Consider the following 18,734-nt stretch of genomic DNA (forward strand, 5'->3'; position numbering starts at 1 on the left):
CGCTCGAAGCCGTCGAGCAGGACGTCGAGGGCGAACTCGAACTCGAACTGCTCGTCACAGCCGCCGTGCTGTTCGGCCTGTACGCGCAGACGTCCGCCGTCGCCCTGGTGGCCGCGATCCCCGTCGCGGCCTGGGAGCTGTGCCTGGCCGTCCGGCTGATCGTCACCGGCCTCGCGCCGACGGCGGAGCCTGCCCGGGAGCCGGCGCTGCCGGTTCCGGTGCCCGCATGAGCCCGGCGCCCATGGCCGGGGAGGAACCCCGGCCATGGGCGCGGTCGCTCACTGAACGGGCCGACGGGAGGTGAGCACCCAGCCGGCGACGGAGGCGACGACGACCCAGCCGGCGAGCACCGCGATCGAGCGCGCCTCGGCGTCCCCCTGCGCCAGCACCGTCGTCGCCTCGGCGGGGTCCAGCCACTGCGCCAGGTCCGGGTTCCAGATCCGCACCAGCGGCAGCACGCCCATGATCAGCAGGTACAGCGACGTGAGGGCGGCCGGCGTGTTCGCCGTCGCCGCCCCGGCACCCGCGCCGATCACCGCGAAGGCCGCGCCGGCCCCGACCGCCGTCACCAGCGCCTGACCGGTCCCGTCCCAGTTCAGGTCGTCCACGCCCACGGCGGCGATGACCGCCAGCGAGGACCCGGCGGACACCGCGGCGAGGGTGGCACCCAGCACGGCGACCGCGGCCGTCTTGGCCGCCAGCACCCGTCCGCGCTGCGGGACCAGCAGGAACGTCGTCTGCACGGTGCGGTGGGTCCACTCTCCCGCTGTCGAGATCACGCCGAGCGCCAGCAGCACCAGCCCGGTCATCGAGCCGACGATGCCGATCGGGCCGGCCGCCCAGCCGAACTCCGCATCCGTCGCGGCCAGCGCCACGCCGACCGGTCCGAGCAGGGCAGCGGACGCCGCGAACGCCCGGCCCGAGCGGTGCGACAACGATTTGCGCATCTCCAGGCCGACCAGGGTGGGCAGGGACGGACCGGTCCGGCGCGCCTCGACGGAGCTGCCGAGCGAGGGCGCGGGGGAGGTCAGGACGGTGGTCACGAGAGAGTCCCTTCGGGCCAGGTGAGCTGGAAGAACAGGTCCTCGAGGCCGCGCTGCACGGGGCGCAGGTCGAGGAGGACGTGGCCCCCGGCAGCAGCCACCGCGCCGATGTCGCCGGGCCGGGCGCCCGGGACGACGAGCGCGCCGTCGTCCCCCGGTTCCACGTGGAACCCGGCCGCCTCGAGGGCCGCACGGAGGGCGGCGGTGTCCCCGGCCCGGACGACCGCGCCGTCCGGGCCGAGCAGGGAGGCGACCGATCCGTCGGCGACGACGCGCCCCCCGCCGATCACCAGCAACCGGTCGACGGTGTGCTCGACCTCGCCGAGCAGGTGGGACGAGAGCAATACCGTGCCGCCGCGCGCCGCGTGCCCGCGGAGCAGGTCGCGCATCCAGCGGATGCCCTCCGGGTCCAGGCCGTTGACCGGCTCGTCGAACACCAGCACCGGCGGATCGGCCAGAAGCGCCCCCGCGATCCCGAGCCGCTGCCGCATGCCCAGCGAATAGCCGCCGACCCGCCGGCGGGCGGCGTCGGCGAGGCCGACCTGCGCCAGCACCTCCTCCGCGCGCTCCGCAGGCACGCCGAGGGCGGCGGCCAGGAGCCGCAGGTGCGTCCGCCCGGTGCGCCCCGGGTGGACGGCGGAGGCGTCGAGCAGCGTGCCGACGACGGCCCCCGGGTTGGGCAGCTCGCCGTACGGCCGGCCGTCGACGGTCGCCGAGCCGGCCGACGCCGGCACGAGGCCGGTCATCATCCGCATCGTCGTGGTCTTGCCGGCGCCGTTCGGGCCGAGGAAGCCGGTGACGGTCCCCGGTTCGAGGGTGAACGAGACGTCGTCGACGACCGTCCGGTCGCCGTACCTCTTGGTCAGTCCGCTGACCGTGATCATGGATTCCTCCGCAGCTCGTCGAGGTGAGGACGACGAATCTGCCGAGCCGGCGCCGTCTCCCGCGTCGGCCGCGGGCCGCGACCCCGGGTCCCCGGACGGCGCGACGCGGTCATCCGAAAGTCGACCGGGCCGGGGACTCGCGGGCGACCCGCCACGATCCGACCCGGATCTACGCTCCGCCGCATGAGCCTCCGCGACCGCCTGTGGCCGGGCCTCGGCGCGCGCGGGATCTGGCTCGAGGTGCACGTCGCGGCGACGTGCGCGGCGGTGGTGGCCTTCGAGGTCGCCGCCCTGGACCCCGGCCCGGTGGGAGCGCTCCTGCTGATCGTGATCGGCGTCGCCCTCGGCCTGCTGCTCCTCTTCCTGCGCCGGAGGGCACCGCTGGTCCCGTTCGCCGTCGGCGCCGCGCTGAGCACGATCGGCATCGCCACCGGACTGCTGATCTCGGCCTACGCCGTCGCGCGGTACGTCGCCTCGTGGCGCACCCGGGCGATCGCGGGCACGCTCGCGGCCGTCGCAGCCGCCCGGCCGTGGGAGGTCGACAGCGCGAACCAGGCCGTCGGCGCCGTGGGGACGGCCGCGCTGCTCGTCCTCCTCCCCGGCGCGCTCGGCATCTGGCAGCGCACCCGCGCGCAGCTGCTGGCCGCCCTGCGCGAGCGGGCGGAGCGCGCCGAGGCCGAGCGGGAGCTGCTGGCGCGCGACGCCGTCCTCACCGAGCGGACCCGCATCGCGCGCGAGATGCACGATGCCGTCGGGCACCGGGTCAGCCTCATGGTGCTGCAGGCCGGCGCGATCGAGATGGCGGCACGGGACCCCGACCGCGTCGGGCAGCTCGCCGGGCAGGTGCAGACCGCCGGACGCCGGGCGCTGGACGAGCTGCGGCAGATGGTGGGGGTGCTGCGCGCCGGCGACGTCGACGAGGAGGCGCCGCTGGGCCCCCAGCCCGGGCTGGAGGACCTGCCCCGGCTGGTCGCGCAGGCGCAGGAGGCGGGCATGGCGGTCGAGCTCGCGCTGCCCGACACCGATGTCGGCCCGCTCGCCGGCCGCGCCGCTTACCGGATCGTGCAGGAGTCGCTCACGAACGCCGGCCGGCACGCCCCCGGCGCCGCCGTCCACGTGACCGTGACGCGGACGGGATCCGAGCTCGCCGTCCGCGTGGTCAACGGACCGCCGGACGCTCCCGCGGCAGCGTCCGGCGACCACGGGAGGACGTCGGGCGGCGGCTTCGGGCTCGTGGGGCTGGGCGAGCGGGTGCGCACCCTGGGCGGCCGGCTGACGGCGGGGCCGCGGCTGGACGGCGGGTTCTGCGTCGAGGCGGTGCTGCCCGCGTGATCCGCGTCCTGCTGGTCGACGACGAGGAACTGGTGCGGTTCGGGCTGCGCACGGTGCTGGAGTCCGTCGGAGGCTTCGAGGTGGTCGGCGAGGCAGGCGACGGCGTCGACGGTGTGCGGGCCGCCCGCGAGCTGGCTCCCGACGTCGTCCTCATGGACATCCGCATGCCGCGGATGGACGGGCTCGCCGCGACCGAGCGGATCCTGGCGCTGCCGAGGCCGCCGCAGGTCGCCGTCCTGACGACCTTCTACCTGGACGAGTACGTGTACGCGGCCCTCGCGGCCGGTGCCGCCGGCTTCCTGCTCAAGGACACCCCGCCGCGGGAGATAGCCGCGGCGGTACGCGCCGTCGCCGACGGGACGGCCACGCTGTCGCCCCAGGTGACGGCGGCGCTGATCGAGTCCTACGTCCATCGCCGGGCCGCGCCGCGGCGGGCCGAGGCGTTGCGCCGGGTCGCCGAGCTGTCCGACCGCGAGCGGGAGGTGCTGGCGCTGCTGGGCACCGGCGACTCGAACGCCGAGCTCGGCCGGCGGATGTTCGTCAGCGAGGCGACGGTGAAGACCTACGTCTCGCGGCTGCTCACGAAGCTGGACCTGACCAACCGCACCCAGGCCGCGATCCTCGCCCACGAGGCCGGGTTGCTGGAGGGCTGAACCGGCGCGCGGCCTTGCCCCCCGCCCCCGGGAGCCCGACCATTCCCGGCAGGGGACGGGGGACGGCGATGAGGTGGGTGGAGCGGGTCGCGGACGGGCAGACACCCGGGCCGCCCCCGGCGCTGGCCGCTGTGAAGACCTACCGCTACCTGCGGCTGGCGATGGTCGCCGTCGTCGTCGGCCTGGGCGTCGCCGTCGTCCACGAGGTGCTCCGGGTCGAGGGCACCTGCTGGCAGACCTCGCTGAGCGGCTACTACTACACGCCGGTCCAGAACGTCCTGGTCGGAGCGCTCGTCGCCATCGGGCTGTGCCTGGTCGCGCTCAAGGGCAGCACCGACGTGGAGGACGTGCTGCTGAACGTCGCGGGCGTCTGCGCCCCGTTCGTCGCCGTGGTGCCGATCGCCGAGCCCGGATCGTGCGGGGTCGTCACGGACGGTCTGAACAGGAACCTGAACGTCGCGAACAACGTCACGGCGGTGCTCGCCGTCGTCGGCATCGCGCTGGCGACGCTCGCCGTCCTCTGGATGCGCAACCGGAGCCGGACGACGGAGGAGCCGCCCCCGACCCGGATCGAGCTGCTCGGGCTACGCGGGGTCGGTGCTGCTGTTCGGCGCGGCCGCCGGTGTCTTCGCGCTGCGAGCGGAGGCGTTCGACCGCTACGGGCACGCCGTCGCCGCGATCACGATGTTCGTGCTCGTCGTCGCCGACGTCGCCGTCAACGCGGTGAACCTGCACCGCGGGCGCCGGGGCACGCACGCGCCGGTCCGGCGGATGAACCGCTACGCCTGGATCGTGCTGGGCATGGTCGGCTTCGCGGCTGCCAGCGGAGTGCTGGGCCTGCTCGGCGTCGAGCACTGGCTGCTGGTCCTCGAGGCCGGCCTGATCGGCTGCTTCGGGGTCTTCTGGGGCCTCCAGACCGTCGAGCTCTGGAACCAGGGGTTGCGCCCCGCGCCGCCCGCCGCGCCGCCGGCGGAGGCTCCGACCGAGGCGAGCACGCACTGAGGGCGGTCCCGACCCGGTCGGGAACCGCCCTCAGTGCGTGCTGATCGAGGAACTGGCGGGTCAGCCGACCTGCTGGAGCGTCGGGTAGTCGTTGTAGCCCTCGGCGCCGTCGGCGTAGAAGAGGTGCGGCTGGGGCGCGTTCTCCGGGTGCTCGCCGGCCCAGCGCTCGACCAGGTCGGGGTTGGCGATGACCGGGCGGCCGACGGCGACGGCCTCGGCGTGCGCCTCCTCGATCAGGCCGATCGCCTCCTCGCGGGTGGTCACCGTGCCGAAGCCGCTGTTGGCGACGAGCGGCCCGCCGAAGCGCCGCCGCAGCTCCTGGACCAGGTCACCACCGGGCTCGGCGTGCAGCACCGACAGGTAGGCCAGGCCCAGCGGGCGGAGCTGGTCGAGCAGCGCGCCGTAGGTGAGCAGCACGTCGGCGGCGTCGGTCTCGAAGGCGCCCTGGATGTTGTGCTGGGGGGAGATCCGCAGGCCGACCCGGCCGGCCCCGATCGCCTCGGCCACCGCCGTCACCACCTCGACGACGAAGCGCGCACGGTTCTCGGGCGTCCCGCCGTAGGCGTCGGTGCGCTCGTTGGACGCCGGCGACAGGAACTCGTGCAGCAGGTAGCCGTTGGCGCCGTGCAGCTCCACGCCGTCCAGCCCGGCGGCGATCGCGTTGCGGGCGGCCTGCACGAACTCGTCGCGGAGCCGGCCCAGCTCGTCGCCGGTCAGCGCGTGCGGCACCGGGTAGGGCTGCTTGCCCGACGGCGTCCGGACCTCGCCCTCGATGGCGATCGCCGACGGCGCCTCGGCCTCGCGACCGCCGATCACGTCGGGGTGGGTCACCCGGCCGGCGTGCATGAGCTGCATGACGATCGTGCCGCCGCGCTCGTGCACCGCGTCGGCGACCGCGCGCCAGCCGGCGATCTGCTCGTCGGTGACGATGCCGGGCTGCCCCGGGTAGCCCTGCGACTGCGGGTTCGGCCAGGTGCCCTCGGTGATGATCATGCCCAGGCCCGCGCGCTGCCGGTAGTGCTCGGCGATCAGCTCCCCGGGCACGCCGGTCGCGCTCGCACGCAGACGGGTGAGGGGCGCCATGACGACGCGGTTGGCCAGCGAGAGGTCGCCGAGGGCGACGGGTGAGAACAGGTCCACACGGGGTCGAAGGCGGGTCCGCACGGAGCGCATTCCGTCGTGCGACCTTCGTCACCATCTGCCCTAGGGTGCAGCGCATGATCCACATCGCGGGCCGTCGCCCGCTGCTGGCCGTCGTCCTCGCGGCCGCCGTCGCGCTGACCGGCTGCTCGTCGGACGACGACGGCGGCGCGTCCCCGGCCGCCGGGTCCGAGCCGGCGCCCGAGGTGGTCGAGGGCACCGACCCGCTGCCGCCGCTGCCCGACGACGTCGCCCTGCCGATCGTGTTCGTGCACGGCTTCGCCGGCTCCGCGCAGCAGATCGAGTCCAACGCGATGCGGTTCGTGGCCAACGGCTACCCCGAGGACCGGATCGTCGCCTACGACCACGACGGCGCCGGGCTGGACATCCCCGCCTACGCCGCCGGCCTCGCCGAGGTCGTCGACGACACCCTCGCCGAGTTCGGCGTCGAGAAGGTCTACCTGATCGGCCACTCCCGGGGCACCTTCGTGTCGAACCTCTTCCTCGGCGATCCCGCGCAGGTGGCGAAGGTGGCCAAGTACGTCGCCATCGACGGCCGGCCCTGCCCCGAGCCGCAGCCCGTCCCCTGCATCGCGCCGGTGCAGCCCCAGTTCCCGGGGCAGTCGCACGTGGAGGTGGCGACGTCGAAGGAGTCCTTCGCCGTCCAGTACGAGTTCCTCGTCGGCGAGGCCCCCGAGGTGGTCGACATCGTGCCGCAGCGCGCGCCGGTGGAGATCTCCGGCCGGGCGGTCAACTTCCCGGCGAACACCGGCCGTGACGCGACGCTCGACATCTGGGCGATCGACCCCGGCACCGGCGCCCGCACCGGGGACGAGCCGCACGCCAGCACCGAGCTGGGTCCCGACGGCGAGTTCGGCCCGATCGAGCTCGAGAACGGCGCCCACTACGAGTACGCGCTGAGCTCCGGCAGCTCCCCCGTCGTCCACCACCTGTACCTGCAGCCCTACGTGCGGAGCAGCGCCTTCGTGCGGCTGCTCTCGTCCGAGCCCGACGGCCCGGTGCGGCAGAACACCAACGTCGGCGAGGACCACGTGGCGCTGGTGATCATGCGGATGCGCGAGTGGCACGCGGAGGGCGACGCCGACGTCCTCGAGCTGAGCGTCGACGGCGGCGAGCCGGTGGACGTGATCACCGACTACGTGGGCAACGCCGCGATCGGGCTGCACGTGCACGACGACGCCGCGACCCCCGGCGAGACGACGCTGGCGAAACTGCCCTACTTCGGCGAGCAGCCGTTCCAGAGCGGCATCGACGTCTTCCTGCCGGCCGCGCCCGACGCGTCCGGGACGGTGACCGCCCGCAACCTGCCCCGCGGCGACGCCGCCCGGCCGCAGACGCTCAACGTGCCGAACTGGCCCTCGTCCGGGCACACGGTGAGCCTCGTGTTCGCCGACTGGGCGGTCGACGGCGCGGCCTGACCGGAGCCGCCCCGGGCACGTCCTCCCTCAGCTCCGAGCGTCCTCCCTCGTGGTGCGCGGTGAGGGAGGAAGCGCTGGGATCAGGTTCCCTGATCCCAGCGCGGGCCCGGGACCCCGTCGGCCGGGGCGGGCGTGGGCGCGGGCACCGCGACCGGGGCGGGCACCTGCAGGTCGGCGTGGTGCCCGCGGCCGACGGCGAGCGCCAGCAGGCTGGAGACGAGGGCGAGACCGACGGTGAGCGCCCACCCGCGCTGGGCGCCGGCGAGCTCCCCAGCGCCCCCGGCCACCGCCGCGAGCAGGATCGAGACGCCCAGCGTGGCGCCGATCTGCCGGAACGCGCCGAAGGTCGCCGTCCCGGTCGCCAGGGACGCCGGCGGCAGCGACGACGACGCCGCGGCGGAGAAGTTGGTGAGCGTCAACCCGACGCCGATGCCGGTGAACACCTGCCCGGGCAGGAAGTCGGCGACGAACCCGCTCTCCGGGCCGACCTGGAGGATCCAGTACAGCGCGCCCATGGCGAAGATCGCCGTCCCCGCGGCGGCGACCGGCCCGCAGCCGATGCGCGCGCCGAGCCGGCCGGCGGGGATCGCGGTGATGGCGGCCAGGGCCGGGCCCGGGATCAGCGCGAAGCCCGCCTCGATCGAGGAGAAGCCCCAGCCCTCGGTCAGCCACAGCACGTTGCCCAGCAGCATCCCGCCGAAGCCGGCCATGAAGAACGCCATCGCCAGGTTGGCGAGGGTGTAGGAGCGGACCCGGAACAGCGCCAGCGGCAGCACGGGGACGACGCCGCGCGGCGCCCGGGCGGCACGCAGCGCGACCAGCGCCCCGGCGACGGCGGCCCCGGCGAACGCGCCGACGACGACGCGGCTGCCCCAGCCGCGGTCGGGCGCGTCGACCAGCGCGTAGGCGAGCAGGCCCACCGAGGCGACCAGCAGCACCGCGCCCACGAAGTCGGGTCGGCGGGTCTCGGTCTCGTCCTTCGACTCCGGGAGCACGCGCAGGCCCACGACCAGCGCGGCGATGCCGATCGGGATGTTGACCAGGAAGATCCAGCGCCACGAGAGCTCCAGCAGCAGCCCGCCGATCGGCGGCCCCAGCGCGGCGGCCACCCCGCCGACCATCGACCACACCGCGATCGCCGTCGCCCGCCGGGCCGGGGGGAAGGCGTGCAGGAGCAGCGCCAGCGACGTCGCCGTCACCATCGCCCCGCCGACGGACTGCACCACCCGGAACGCGACCAGGCTGGGCACGCCCCAGGCGAACGCGCAGCCCAGCGAGCCGGCCAGGAAGGTGGCCAGGCCGGTGAGGAAGACGCGACGCCGGCCGATCCGGTCGGCGATCCGGCCGGCCGGGGCGAGCAGCGCGGCGAACACGATCGTGTAGCCGTTGAGCACCCAGGACAGCGCGCCGGTCGAGCTCTCGAAGGTCTCCCCGAGCACCGGGAACGCGATGTTGACGATGAACAGGTCGAGCGAGGAGAGGAAGACCGCCGCCGAGACCACGAGCAGCACCAGCCCCGGGCTGCGCACGAGGGCTGCGCCCGCCGGCCCGGTCGTCGTCGGCTCGGTCGTCGCGCTCATGGCACCGCCCCGTCCTCGGTTCGCCAGCCGAACCGACTGCGCCGGACCGTACACGAGTCGGTTCGGTATGCGAACCTTGGAACTGTGACGAGCCGACTGGACGAGCTGCCGGGACGACGGTGCTCGATCGCGGGCGCCCTCGACGTCGTGGGCGACCGGTGGGCGCTGCTCGTCGTCCGCGAGGTGGCGCTGGGCGTGCACCGGTTCAGCGAGATCCGGCAGGGCACCGGCGCGCCGCGCGAGCAGCTCACCGCCCGGTTGAACGGCCTGGTCGAGGCCGGGGTGCTGGAGCGCAGGCAGTACTGCGACGCCCCACCGCGCTGGGACTACCACCTGACGACGGCCGGCCGGGACCTGTGGCCGGTGCTCCAGGGGCTCATGCAGTGGGGCGACCGCTACGTCGCCGACGAGCCGCCGGTCGAGCTGCGGCACGCCGGGCACCGCATCACCGCGTCGTGGGTCTGCGACGTCTGCGGTGAGCGGATCGGCCGGGACACCGAGCGGCACGTCCGGACGGCGCACGAGCCCGGCTGACGCCGTCCCCAGTACCTGACGCCGTCCCGCACGTGCGGGGAAACAGGCCCTCCCCGGGCCCCGCCAGGGCCAGGTTCCCCGCAGCTGGCCCCGGGCCGCCGGTCAGGCGGGCGGCACCTCCAGCGGGATCCCCGTCTCGCGCTCGGAGACCGCCCAGAGGACGTCGATCTGCTTCGCCAGGTCGAACCGGCGCAGGACCGGACGGCGGACCGGGGCCCCGTGCGAGCCGAACCGCGGGGCGTAGAGCTCTCCGCCGGCCGCCGCGGGGTCGGTGGCCGCCCGCAGCTGCGGCCGGGCGCCCTCGAGCGGCGTCATGCCCGAGCGCGCCGTGACCGCGTGCCCGAACGCGCCCGCCCAGCCCCCGCCGCCCTCGCGCACCGTGCGCGCCTGCAGGTCGGTGTTCGACAGCCCCGGGTGCGCGATCAGCGAGGCCGCCGCGACACCCGCCCGCGCGAAGCGCTGCTGCAGGCCCAGCCCGAAGTGGTAGTTGGCCATCTTGGCCCGCGCGTAGGAGCCCCAGGCCCGGTACCGCCGCGTCATGTGCGGGTCCGCCGGGTCCAGCGGGCCGCCCATGAACCGCGCGGTGCTGGTCACCGTCACCACCCGGGCCGCCGGCGCACGCAGCAGCGCCGGCAGCAGGTGCGCGGTGAGCGCCCAGTGCCCCAGGTGGTCGACGCCGAGCTGCATCTCGAAGCCGTCGGCGGTGGTGCGCTGCGGCATCGCCATGACGCCGGCGTTGTTCACGAGCAGGTCGACCCGCTCGTGCGCGTCGAGCACCGCCCGCGCCGCCGTCGCAACGACCGACAGGTCGCCCAGGTCCAGCGGCACCACCTCGAGCGAGGCCTCCGGGACGCGCTCGCGGATCCGCGCGGTCGCCGTCGCGGTCTTCTCCGGGTCCCGGGCGGCGACGACGACGTGCGCCCCCGCGCCGGCCAGCGCCAGCGCCGTCTGGAAGCCCAGGCCGCCGTTGCCGCCGGTCACGACCGCGGTGCGTCCGTGCAGGTCGGGGATGTCCTTCTCGGTCCAGGCCACGCGCCGATCCTTCCCCAGGTCAGCGCAGCCGGCCGGTCGCGCGCAGCTCGACGGCGGTGAGCACCTCCCAGCGCACCGCGGAGCTGCCCGGCCGGATCAGCCGCCAGTAGCGGGCGAACGCCCTCCGGCTGGCGTCGTCGGTGGCCCGCACGCGGGTCTCCGAGGCGAGCTCGGTGCCGTTGCCGCGGGGCGTGAGCCGGAAGTCCACGGCCGCGACCACCCAGCCGGGCTCGTCCCACGCCCGCAGCTGCGCGGCGTCGAGCGCGGGACCGGACTCCCCGCCGGTGAGGTGCCAGGGCTGCAGCAGCCCGCCGGCGACCACCGACGTCGGGGGCTCGGACGCGAGCAGCGGCACCGGCAGCGCGTCCAGGAAGGGCCGGTCGTGCAGCTGGCCCAGCCCGCGCCCGGAGAGCACCACCGGCAGGAACCGGGCGGCCGACAGCACGAGGGTCACCGGCAGCCCGGAGAGCCGGACGGCGTGCAGCGCGTCCCAGACCACCTCGGGCGGCGCGGCGATCCACCGCGCCTGCCGGGTGACGTGCTGCGGCCGCGGGACGACGTCGTCGAGCCGCACCGGTCAGGCCAGTGCGGCGTAGACGGCGCGCACGTAGGCCTCGCTGCGCGGCGAGCCGATCAACCCGCCGCCCATCCTGTTCATCATGTAGCTGATCGTGAGCCGGCGGTCGAGGTCCATGATCACCAGCGACCCGCCCCAGCCGCCCCAGAAGAAGGTGCGTCCCTCGGGCAGGTAGGGCACCGCTGGGGAGCCGAGGCAGAAGCCGGTGCCCCACCGGAAGGGGGCGCCGAGCACGAGGTCGACGCCGTCGGCCTGCTCGTCGAAGATCCGCTCGATGGTCGCCGGTGAGAGCAGCCGGACGCCGTCGGCCTCCCCGCCCAGGCTCAGCACCCGGAGCGCCTTCATCACGCCGCGGGCGTTGGAGTGCCCGTTGAGCGCGCCCAGGTCGGCGGCCCGCCACTCCGGCGAGTTCGCCGCGGCGGCCGAGGCCTTGGGCCCGGTGAACGTCTTCACGGCGACCGACTCCGGGTCCGGCGCAGCGCCGCCCCCCTCGGGCCGCGGCGGCGCGACGACGGGGGCGATGCGGGAGACCTCGGACTCGCGGGCGCCGATCTGGAAGTCCGCGCCCAGCGGGTCGGCGATCCGGTCGGCGACGAACTTCTTGAACGTGGTGCCGGTGATCCGGCGGATGACCTCGCCGACGAGGTGGCCCTGGTTGTTCGCGTGGTAGCCCGAGGCGGTGCCCGGCTCCCACCACGGCCGCTGCTGCGCCAGCCGCTCGGTGGCCGACGTCCAGTCGTACATGTCGCGGATCGAGAAGGGGCGCTCCCAGCCGGAGACGCCGGAGGTGTGCGAGAGCAGGTGCCGGACCAGCACGCCCTTCTTGCCCTTGGCCGCGAACTCCGGCCAGTAGTCGGCGACCGGCGCGTCCAGGTCCAGCTCGCCGCGGTCGGCCAGCATCAGCGCGGAGAGCGCGAGCACGCACTTCGTCGTCGACCAGACGTTGACGATCGTGTGCTCGGACCACTCCTGGGTGCGCTCGGCGTCGCGGTGCCCGCCCCAGACGTCGACGACGGTCTTCCCGTCCAGGTCGACGGCGATCGACGCGCCGAGCTCCTCGCCCGCGTCGAGCTGCTGGGCCAGCGCGTCCCGCACGCCGGCGAACCGCTCGTCCCACCGGCCGTGGACCTCGGCCATGCCACCTCCCGGTTCCCGGGACGGCGCCGCTGCCGTCCGCTGACCCATCCGACCACGGCACCCCCGGCACCGCGAGGCGCCCGCTCCCGGCCGACCGGGCGCACGGATGCGTCGTTCCCGGGGGCCGGATGACGCATCCCCGCGCCTGGAGGCGGTCAGTCGCGGGGGGTGCGGCGGCGGTGGTGGCTCTTGGCGCCGTACATCGCGCGGTCGGCGCGGGCGATCACCTCGTCGGGCGCCTCTCCCGGCCGGCCCACGGCGATGCCCACGCTCACCCCGACCGATTGCTGGGGCAGCCCGCGGAAGGGGGTCGGCACGGTGACCGCCACGTGCCGGGCCAGCTCGGTGAGGGCGTCCTCGTCGGCGGCGGGCCGGAGCAGCACGAACTCGTCCCCGCCGAAGCGGGCCACGAGGTCACCGGGCGAGGAGAGCTCCACCAGCCGGCCGGCCACCTCGGCGAGCACGCGGTCACCGACCTGGTGGCCGTGCTCGTCGTTGACCTGCTTGAACCGGTCGAGGTCGCAGAACAGCACGCCCACGTCGGGTCCGTCCGGGGTGTCCAGGGCGGCCTGCAGCGCGTCGAACAGCGCGGCCCGGTTCGGGATGCCGGTCAGCAGGTCGGTCTGCGCCCGGTGGTGCAGCCGCTCCTCCCGCTCCCGGTCCACGGTGACGTCGATGCCGATGGTGCCGATCGCGTAGGGGCGGCCGTCGTCGTCGAGGAGCACGGTGTTCCGCATCGCCACCCGCCGGCGCCCGCCCTCGCCGGTGATCCAGTCGGCCTCCTGCGGGTGCGCCTGCCCGGTCGCGATCGCGCGGGCGACGGCGTCCTGCGCGAGCTCCAGGTGCTCCGGGGCGACGTAGACCTCCCAGAAGCGCTGCCCGAGCAGCTGCTCGGGCGTGCGCCCGGTGAACCGCTGCAGCGCCGGGTTGGCGAACAGGATGCGGGTGTCGGCGCCGATGACGCAGACCAGCGCCTCGGTGGCGTCGATGAACGCCGCCACCAGCGCCGGCGCGCCGGCGCTCGCCCGCTCGTGCTCCTGCCCGGTCACCAGGCAATTCTTCCCTGGCGGACGCGCCCCGACACCCGGTTCCGGAACCGGGCACCCGTTCGGGGGCACCGGCCGTCGTCCTCAGCCGGCGAGGACGGCCTCCGCGCGGGCCAGGCCGGCCAGCCGGGCGTACCGCCCGCCGAGCGCCAGGAGCTCCTCGTGCGTGCCCTGCTCGACCACCCGCCCGGCGTCCAGGACGACGATCCGGTCGGCGTCGCGCACGGTCGAGAGGCGGTGGGCGATCGTGATCGTCGTCCGGCCGCGGCTGGCCTCGTCGAGCGCGGCCTGCACGGCCCGCTCGGTCTCGTTGTCCAGCGCGCTCGTGGCCTCGTCGAGCACCAGCACCGCGGGGTCGCGCAGCAGGGTGCGAGCGATGGCCAGGCGCTGCTTCTCCCCACCGGAGAACCGGTGGCCGCGGGCGCCGACGACGGTGTCGTAGCCGTCGGGCAGCGCGGCGATGACGTCGTGCACCTGCGCCCGGCGGGCCGCGGCGACCATCTCGTCGTCCGTGGCGTCCGGCTTGGCGTGCCGCAGGTTCTCCCGCACCGTGCCGTGCAGCAGGTAGGTCTCCTGGGAGACGACGCCGACGATGCGGGCGAGGTCGGCCAGCGCCAGGTCCCGCACGTCGACGCCGTCGACCAGCACGCGGCCGGTCGTCGGGTCGTTCAGCCGGGCGACGAGGGAGGCCAGCGTGCTCTTGCCCGAGCCGGTCTCGCCGACCAGCGCCAGCGAGGAGCCGGCAGGGACCACGAGGTCGACGTCGGCCAGCGCCGGGCGGAGCGCGTCGGGGTAGCGGAACCCGACGTGGTCGAACCGCACCTCGCCGCGGACGGCGGCGGGCTCGACGGCGACCGGCTCGTCGGGGTCGTCGATGTCGACGGGCAGTTCGAGGTACTCGAACACCCGGCTGAACAGCGCCATCGAGGCGGTGAGGGAGACGCCGATGTCGAGCAGCTGCATGAGCGGGCGGAACAGCGCGCCCTGCAGCGTCGTGAACGCGACCAGGGTGCCGATGGTCATGCCGCCCGACGTCGCCGGCAGCCCCGCCGCCAGGTAGATCAGCGCCGGGATGCCGGCGAACACGATGCTCATCGTGGCCATCCGCCAGCGCCCGGCCAGCTGGGAGCGCACCTCGAGGTCGACGAGGAACGCCGAGGTGCCGGCGAAGCGCTGCGACTGGGCCGGGCCCGCGCCCAGCGTCTTGCCGAGCAGCACGCCGCTCACCGACAGCCCCTCCTCGACCTGCGAGTGCAGGTCGGCGAGGTGCCGCTGGCGCTGGGCGGTGATCTCCCGGCGCATGCGGGCGACCCGGCGGGTGAGCCAGACGGCCGGCGGCAGGACGACGAGGGAGAGCAGCGACAGCCGCCAGCTCAGCACCGCCATGGCGACGGCGGTACCGATCACCGTGGTGGCGCTGGAGGCGAACGACGTCGCGGTCGAGGTGACGACGGACTGCATGCCGCCGATGTCGTTCATCAGCCGCGACTGGACCTCGCCGCCCTTGGTACGGGTGAAGAAGCCCAGCGACTGGCGCTGCAGGTGGGTGAAGACCGCCGTCCGCAGACCGTGCATGACCCGCTGGCCGACGGTGGTCGGACAGCCAGGTCTGGACGACGCCGAACACCGCCGTGAGCACGGTGACCGCGAGCATCCCGCCGACCGCCCACAGCAGCAGCGGCACGTCCTGCCGGGGGATGGCCTCGTCGATGACCAGCCGGATCAGGAACGGGGTGCCCAGCGCGACCACCGAGGAGGCGACGATCAGCGCCACCACGACGGCGAGCTGGGCGCGGTAGGGCCGGAAGAGCGCGGCCACCCGGCTCCACCGGACCGGCGAGCGCGCCAGCTGGGCGCGGTCGGCCGGGTCGGGCTTGCGGCCTCCGGGGCCGCCTCCGCCGGGGCCGCTCCCGCGGCCGCCGGTCATCATCATCGTCTCGCTGATGGCGACACCTCCTGAACAGTTGCTGAGGTTACCTCATGGTCTGGTAACCGCCGCACCTCCGCTACTGTTCCCCCGTGGCCGAGGACGCGACGGGCGAGCTGCTCCTGCAGGTGGCCCGCGCCCAGCGCCGGCGCTGGCGGGAGGCGCTGGCGCCCTGGGACCTCTCGCCGCACCAGGCCCGCGCGCTGGGCGTCGTCGTCGAGCGGGGCGGCGTCCGGCCCTCCGACCTCGCCGAGGCGCTGCACATCGCCCCCCGCTCGGCGACCGAGGTGGCCGACGGGCTGCAGGAGCGCGGGCTGGTCGAGCGCACCCGCGACCCCGGCGACCGGCGGGCGGTCGTCCTCCGCCCCACCGACGAGGGCCGCCGGATCCGCGCCGAGGTCGCTCGCGCCCGGGCCGCCGACACCGAGGCGCTGCTCTCCCGGCTCACCCCCGACGAGCGCGCCACCCTCACCCGCCTGCTGACCGCGCTGCTCGACTGATCCGCCGCCCCCCGACGTCGCCGTCCAGGGTTCCGGCCCCCGGGTGGTCGCGATCAGCGGCTGAGCGCCGCGGCGGTCGCGTCGTCGGCCGGGAGGAACGCCTCGACGCTGAGCTCGGCGGCGGTGAGGTCGACGGCGGTGCCGAACGTGGTGACCGTGCTGAGGAAGCTGAGCACGGCGCCGTCGTCGCCGGTGCGGAGGCGCAGCGGGACGGCGATGCCGTCGGGCGGGCTGCGGTCCAGGCCGCCGGGGAGGGTCAGCAGCTCGCGGTGCAGCGCGGCCAGCGCGAGGTCACCGGCGAGGTGCGCCTCGCGGCCCAGCCGGTGCAGCACGTGCCGCCGCCACTGCGGCAGGTTGAGGATCCGCGGCGCCAGCCCCTCGGGGTGCAGGCTCAGCCGCAGCACGTTGACCGGCGGCTCCAGCAGGTGCGGCGCGACGCCGTCGAGGAGCGCCGACAGGGCGCCGTTGGCGGCGACCAGGTGCCAGCCGCGGTCGACGGCGAGCGCCGGGAACGGCTCGTAGGCGGCGAGCACGCGGTCCAGCGCCTCGCGGACGACGGCCATGTCGGGATCGCCCAGGTCGCGGCGGCGGTAGGCGGGCGCGAACCCGGCGGCGGCGAGCAGCTCGTTGCGCGCGCCCAGCGGCACCTCGAGCTGCTCGGCCAGGTGCAGCACCATCTCGCGGCTGGGGCGGGCCCGCCCGGTCTCGACGAAGCTGAGGTGCCGGGCCGAGACGCCCGCCTCCACGGCCAGGTCGAGCTGGCTGAGCCGGCGGCGACGGCGCCAGGAGCGCAGCAGCTCGCCGACGGGGACCTCTCCTGCGACGGCGGTGGTCACGGCGCCGACGCTAGCGACGACGGCTGCGCGGTGTCCCTTACCTGGGAGGTAATCGCAGCACCTACCGCGGCGCGGCCACGGTGGTCCCGTTCCTGAACACCACCGCCCCGAGGAGCTGTTCTGCCATGACCGCCATGACCGTCACCACCGCCCACGCCGACCGCTACCTGGCCGCCTGGAACGAGACCGACCCGGCCGCCCGCCGGGCCATCGTCGCCGAGGTGTTCAGCGCCGACGTCCGCTACACCGACCCGCTGGCCGACGTCCGCGGCACCGAGGCCCTCGCCGCGACCATCGGCGCCGTCCAGCAGCAGTTCCCCGGCTTCGTGTTCCGGCTGCTCGGGCCGGTCGACCCCCACCACGACCAGCTGCGCTTCACCTGGGAGCTCGGGCCCGAGGGCGCGGAGGCGCCGGTTGTCGGGTCCGACGTCGCCGTGCTGGACGCCGAGGGCCGGATCAGCGCGGTGCTCGGGTTCCTCGACCGGGTGCCCGCCGCCGCCTGACGCCGTCCTCCCTGCCCGTAGCGCGTCCTCCCTCACCGCCCACCGCGAGGGAGGACGCGCTGGGATCAGGTTCCCTGATCCCAGCGGGCCGAGCGGGATGCCGGGCGGGGCGGCAGGATCGACGGCGTGACCGAGCCGCGTGAGGACGACGAGACCAACAACCTGCACCCGGGCCAGCACGACGAGGGCGGGCACGGGGGCATGGCCACCCGCGAGCACGACGCCAAGAAGGACGACGCCGACCAGGACTGACTGCGCCGGCACGTCCTCCCTCGCCGTAGCGCGTCCTCCCTCACCGCGCACCACGAGGGAGGACGCTCGACGATCAGGTCACCTGATCCCAGCGGGGATCAGCGGCGCCACCAGCGGCGGCGGGCCGGGGGCGGGGGTGGTGCGGCGACGGGCGGGGGCGGCGGCGGGCGGTCGCGGTGCCAGCCCGCGACCAGCGCCTCGACGTCGGCCAGCCCGGGGACGGCGGCCCAGCGGCTCTCCGCGGGCAGCCGCCAGAAGGCCTCGACGCGGGCGTTGTAGTCCTCGGCGACCGCCCGGACCTCCGCCTCGGTGGCCAGGCCGGCCACCCGCGCGGGCAGGTCGTCGCGCTCGCGCCGCAGCCGGAGCCCGGCCGGCAGCATCGCGCCGGTGTCCACGCCCTCGCGGCGGGCCTTGGCCAGGGCCCAGTCGTAGGCGGTCTCCTCGCGGTCGAGGTTCTGCAGCGGCCGGCCGGCGCCCGGCAGCCCGGTGAAGTCGCCGCGCTCCTGCGCCTGGGCGATCTGCCGGTCCACCCACGTCTCGAACGACATCCCCGGCGGCTTGCGCTCGGTCACGCCGACCATCGTCCCCGCGGCCGGGCCGGTCCCGCCACCGCCGGCGGTCAGGCGGTGCGCAGTGCCCGGAGCCCGGCCGTCACCCGCAGCAGCTCGTCCAGCATCGCCTTGCCACCGGCCTCCAGCTCGACGTTGGGCACGAAGACGTCCTCCTCGTCGATGAAGCGCGCGAAGAACGGCACCGAGACCGCCTCGACGACCGGCACCATCCGCAGCGCGCCCAGCACCGGCTTGAGCGCGGCCGAGGCCCGGAGCCCGGCCGAGGCGCCGCCGTAGGTGACCAGCCCCGCGGCCTTGTCGGCCCACTCGGCGGACAGGAAGTCGAGAGCGTTCTTGAGCGCTCCGGGGAAGGAGTGGTTGTACTCGGGCGTGACGAACGCGAACGCGTCCGCGCGGTCCACCGTCTCGCTCCAGGCGCGGGTGTGCGGCTGCTCGTAGCGGCGCAGGCGCGGGTGGTGCGGCTCGTCGAACAACGGGAGCCCGACCTCGGCGAGGTCGACGAGCTCGACGTCGAAGCCGCCGTGCTCCGCGGCCAGCTGCTCGATCCAGCGGGCGACGGCGATGCCGCGCCGGCCGGGACGGGTGCTGGCGGCGACGACCTGCAGGACGGGACGGCTCACGGGTGCTCCTCGCGGGGGACGGCGGTGACTCCGGGGGGAACGGCCGGGCGGCCAGACGGCTTCCCGGACCGTGCGTGACCCGTGACGCACCGTGCGCCCCGGCCGGGAGGCCCCTCCGGCGGGCA

22 protein-coding genes are annotated in these 18,734 nt (G+C 75.3%); 10 read left to right on the forward strand and 12 right to left on the reverse strand.

The window, feature by feature from the left end; genetic code table 11:
- Positions 1-65: 65 nt before the first annotated feature.
- On the forward strand, positions 66-230 hold the full coding sequence (locus tag JKP76_RS04395; protein WP_200489712.1) for a hypothetical protein: 165 nt from the start codon (positions 66-68) through the stop codon (positions 228-230).
- A 48-nt stretch (positions 231-278) separates the two neighbouring features.
- Here JKP76_RS04395 and JKP76_RS04400 read toward each other — a convergent pair whose 3' ends face one another.
- Positions 279-1,043 carry a hypothetical protein gene (locus JKP76_RS04400; protein WP_200489713.1) on the reverse strand — a complete coding sequence of 255 codons (765 nt, stop codon included), beginning with the start codon at positions 1,041-1,043 and terminating at the stop codon, positions 279-281.
- On the reverse strand, positions 1,040-1,927 hold the full coding sequence (locus JKP76_RS04405; protein ID WP_200489714.1) for an ABC transporter ATP-binding protein: 888 nt from the start codon (positions 1,925-1,927) through the stop codon (positions 1,040-1,042). The genes JKP76_RS04400 and JKP76_RS04405 overlap by 4 nt, the downstream gene beginning before the upstream one ends.
- A 183-nt stretch (positions 1,928-2,110) precedes the next feature.
- Here JKP76_RS04405 and JKP76_RS04410 point away from each other — a divergent pair, with 183 nt between their 5' ends.
- The 3 genes from JKP76_RS04410 (at position 2,111) to JKP76_RS04420 (ending at position 4,914) form a co-directional block, all read left to right on the forward strand.
- The gene (locus JKP76_RS04410) at positions 2,111-3,259 is read left to right on the forward strand and encodes a sensor histidine kinase (protein ID WP_200489715.1); all 1,149 of its coding nucleotides are present in this window, start codon (positions 2,111-2,113) and stop codon (positions 3,257-3,259) included.
- Positions 3,256-3,912: a response regulator transcription factor gene (locus JKP76_RS04415; protein WP_200489716.1), complete on the forward strand. Its 657-nt coding sequence runs from the start codon at positions 3,256-3,258 to the stop codon at positions 3,910-3,912. The genes JKP76_RS04410 and JKP76_RS04415 overlap by 4 nt, the downstream gene beginning before the upstream one ends.
- 597 nt (positions 3,913-4,509) lie before the next feature.
- Positions 4,510-4,914: a hypothetical protein gene (locus tag JKP76_RS04420; protein ID WP_200489717.1), complete on the forward strand. Its 405-nt coding sequence runs from the start codon at positions 4,510-4,512 to the stop codon at positions 4,912-4,914.
- Positions 4,915-4,974: 60 nt separating this feature from the next.
- On the opposite strand, the gene JKP76_RS04425 is transcribed toward JKP76_RS04420, so the two are convergent.
- Positions 4,975-6,087 carry an alkene reductase gene (locus JKP76_RS04425; protein WP_207147501.1) on the reverse strand — a complete coding sequence of 371 codons (1,113 nt, stop codon included), beginning with the start codon at positions 6,085-6,087 and terminating at the stop codon, positions 4,975-4,977.
- Positions 6,088-6,131: 44 nt separating this feature from the next.
- Between JKP76_RS04425 and JKP76_RS04430 the strand changes: the two genes are divergently transcribed.
- On the forward strand, positions 6,132-7,493 hold the full coding sequence (locus tag JKP76_RS04430; RefSeq protein ID WP_200489718.1) for an alpha/beta fold hydrolase: 1,362 nt from the start codon (positions 6,132-6,134) through the stop codon (positions 7,491-7,493).
- A gap of 80 nt (positions 7,494-7,573) precedes the next feature.
- Here the strand turns inward: JKP76_RS04430 and JKP76_RS04435 are convergent, their stop codons facing one another.
- Positions 7,574-9,073, reverse strand: a complete 1,500-nt coding sequence (locus JKP76_RS04435; protein WP_200489719.1) for an MFS transporter — start codon at positions 9,071-9,073, stop codon at positions 7,574-7,576.
- Between the two features lie 84 nt (positions 9,074-9,157).
- On the opposite strand from JKP76_RS04435, the gene JKP76_RS04440 reads away from it, so the two are divergent.
- The gene (locus JKP76_RS04440) at positions 9,158-9,607 is read left to right on the forward strand and encodes a helix-turn-helix domain-containing protein (RefSeq protein WP_200489720.1); all 450 of its coding nucleotides are present in this window, start codon (positions 9,158-9,160) and stop codon (positions 9,605-9,607) included.
- Positions 9,608-9,709: 102 nt separating this feature from the next.
- Here JKP76_RS04440 and JKP76_RS04445 read toward each other — a convergent pair whose 3' ends face one another.
- The 5 genes from JKP76_RS04445 to JKP76_RS04465 all read right to left on the reverse strand — a co-directional run bounded on the left by JKP76_RS04445 (position 9,710) and on the right by JKP76_RS04465 (position 14,974).
- A complete protein-coding gene (locus tag JKP76_RS04445) occupies positions 9,710-10,639 on the reverse strand; it encodes an oxidoreductase (protein ID WP_200489721.1) in 930 nt (309 codons plus the stop codon).
- A 19-nt stretch (positions 10,640-10,658) separates the two neighbouring features.
- Positions 10,659-11,213 (reverse strand): hypothetical protein, encoded by a 555-nt coding sequence (locus tag JKP76_RS04450; RefSeq protein WP_200489722.1) that lies wholly within the window; start codon positions 11,211-11,213, stop codon positions 10,659-10,661.
- 3 nt (positions 11,214-11,216) lie between these two features.
- A complete protein-coding gene (locus JKP76_RS04455; RefSeq protein WP_200489723.1) occupies positions 11,217-12,353 on the reverse strand; it encodes a serine hydrolase in 1,137 nt (378 codons plus the stop codon).
- 155 nt (positions 12,354-12,508) lie between these two features.
- Positions 12,509-13,402 (reverse strand): sensor domain-containing diguanylate cyclase, encoded by an 894-nt coding sequence (locus JKP76_RS04460; RefSeq protein WP_309230026.1) that lies wholly within the window; start codon positions 13,400-13,402, stop codon positions 12,509-12,511.
- Between the two features lie 81 nt (positions 13,403-13,483).
- Entirely contained in the window at positions 13,484-14,974 is a 1,491-nt protein-coding gene (locus JKP76_RS04465; protein ID WP_304504699.1) for an ABC transporter ATP-binding protein, read from the reverse strand.
- A gap of 65 nt (positions 14,975-15,039) precedes the next feature.
- Between JKP76_RS04465 and JKP76_RS22925 the strand changes: the two genes are divergently transcribed.
- Both JKP76_RS22925 and JKP76_RS04470 read left to right on the forward strand, forming a co-directional pair.
- Positions 15,040-15,198 (forward strand): hypothetical protein, encoded by a 159-nt coding sequence (locus JKP76_RS22925; RefSeq protein WP_304504700.1) that lies wholly within the window; start codon positions 15,040-15,042, stop codon positions 15,196-15,198.
- Between the two features lie 220 nt (positions 15,199-15,418).
- Positions 15,419-15,826: a MarR family winged helix-turn-helix transcriptional regulator gene (locus JKP76_RS04470; protein ID WP_200489724.1), complete on the forward strand. Its 408-nt coding sequence runs from the start codon at positions 15,419-15,421 to the stop codon at positions 15,824-15,826.
- 53 nt (positions 15,827-15,879) lie between these two features.
- Here JKP76_RS04470 and JKP76_RS04475 read toward each other — a convergent pair whose 3' ends face one another.
- The gene (locus JKP76_RS04475; protein WP_200489725.1) at positions 15,880-16,662 is read right to left on the reverse strand and encodes a helix-turn-helix domain-containing protein; all 783 of its coding nucleotides are present in this window, start codon (positions 16,660-16,662) and stop codon (positions 15,880-15,882) included.
- Between the two features lie 125 nt (positions 16,663-16,787).
- Here JKP76_RS04475 and JKP76_RS04480 point away from each other — a divergent pair, with 125 nt between their 5' ends.
- Positions 16,788-17,165: a nuclear transport factor 2 family protein gene (locus JKP76_RS04480; protein WP_242471184.1), complete on the forward strand. Its 378-nt coding sequence runs from the start codon at positions 16,788-16,790 to the stop codon at positions 17,163-17,165.
- 126 nt (positions 17,166-17,291) lie between these two features.
- Positions 17,292-17,417, forward strand: coding sequence for a hypothetical protein (locus tag JKP76_RS22085; RefSeq protein ID WP_255522506.1), 126 nt, complete (start codon positions 17,292-17,294; stop codon positions 17,415-17,417).
- A 98-nt stretch (positions 17,418-17,515) separates the two neighbouring features.
- On the opposite strand, the gene JKP76_RS04485 is transcribed toward JKP76_RS22085, so the two are convergent.
- Positions 17,516-17,989 (reverse strand): DUF1992 domain-containing protein, encoded by a 474-nt coding sequence (locus JKP76_RS04485; RefSeq protein WP_200489726.1) that lies wholly within the window; start codon positions 17,987-17,989, stop codon positions 17,516-17,518.
- 47 nt (positions 17,990-18,036) lie between these two features.
- Positions 18,037-18,609, reverse strand: a complete 573-nt coding sequence (locus tag JKP76_RS04490) for an NADPH-dependent FMN reductase (RefSeq protein ID WP_200489727.1) — start codon at positions 18,607-18,609, stop codon at positions 18,037-18,039.
- Positions 18,610-18,734: the final 125 nt, after the last annotated feature.

Origin of the sequence: Blastococcus sp. TML/C7B, assembly GCF_016612845.1 — a bacterium.
Taxonomy (GTDB): domain Bacteria; phylum Actinomycetota; class Actinomycetes; order Mycobacteriales; family Geodermatophilaceae; genus Blastococcus.

Coding starts and splice junctions, on each gene's coding strand:
- JKP76_RS04430 (WP_200489718.1), top strand. CDS start 6,132: ATGATCCACATCGCGGGCCGTCGCCCGCTGCTGGCCGTCGTCCTCGCG.
- JKP76_RS04465 (WP_304504699.1), bottom strand. CDS start 14,974: ATGCACGGTCTGCGGACGGCGGTCTTCACCCACCTGCAGCGCCAGTCG.
- JKP76_RS04405 (WP_200489714.1), bottom strand. CDS start 1,927: ATGATCACGGTCAGCGGACTGACCAAGAGGTACGGCGACCGGACGGTC.
- JKP76_RS04410 (WP_200489715.1), top strand. CDS start 2,111: ATGAGCCTCCGCGACCGCCTGTGGCCGGGCCTCGGCGCGCGCGGGATC.
- JKP76_RS04480 (WP_242471184.1), top strand. CDS start 16,788: ATGACCGCCATGACCGTCACCACCGCCCACGCCGACCGCTACCTGGCC.
- JKP76_RS04425 (WP_207147501.1), bottom strand. CDS start 6,087: ATGCGCTCCGTGCGGACCCGCCTTCGACCCCGTGTGGACCTGTTCTCA.
- JKP76_RS04455 (WP_200489723.1), bottom strand. CDS start 12,353: ATGGCCGAGGTCCACGGCCGGTGGGACGAGCGGTTCGCCGGCGTGCGG.
- JKP76_RS04435 (WP_200489719.1), bottom strand. CDS start 9,073: ATGAGCGCGACGACCGAGCCGACGACGACCGGGCCGGCGGGCGCAGCC.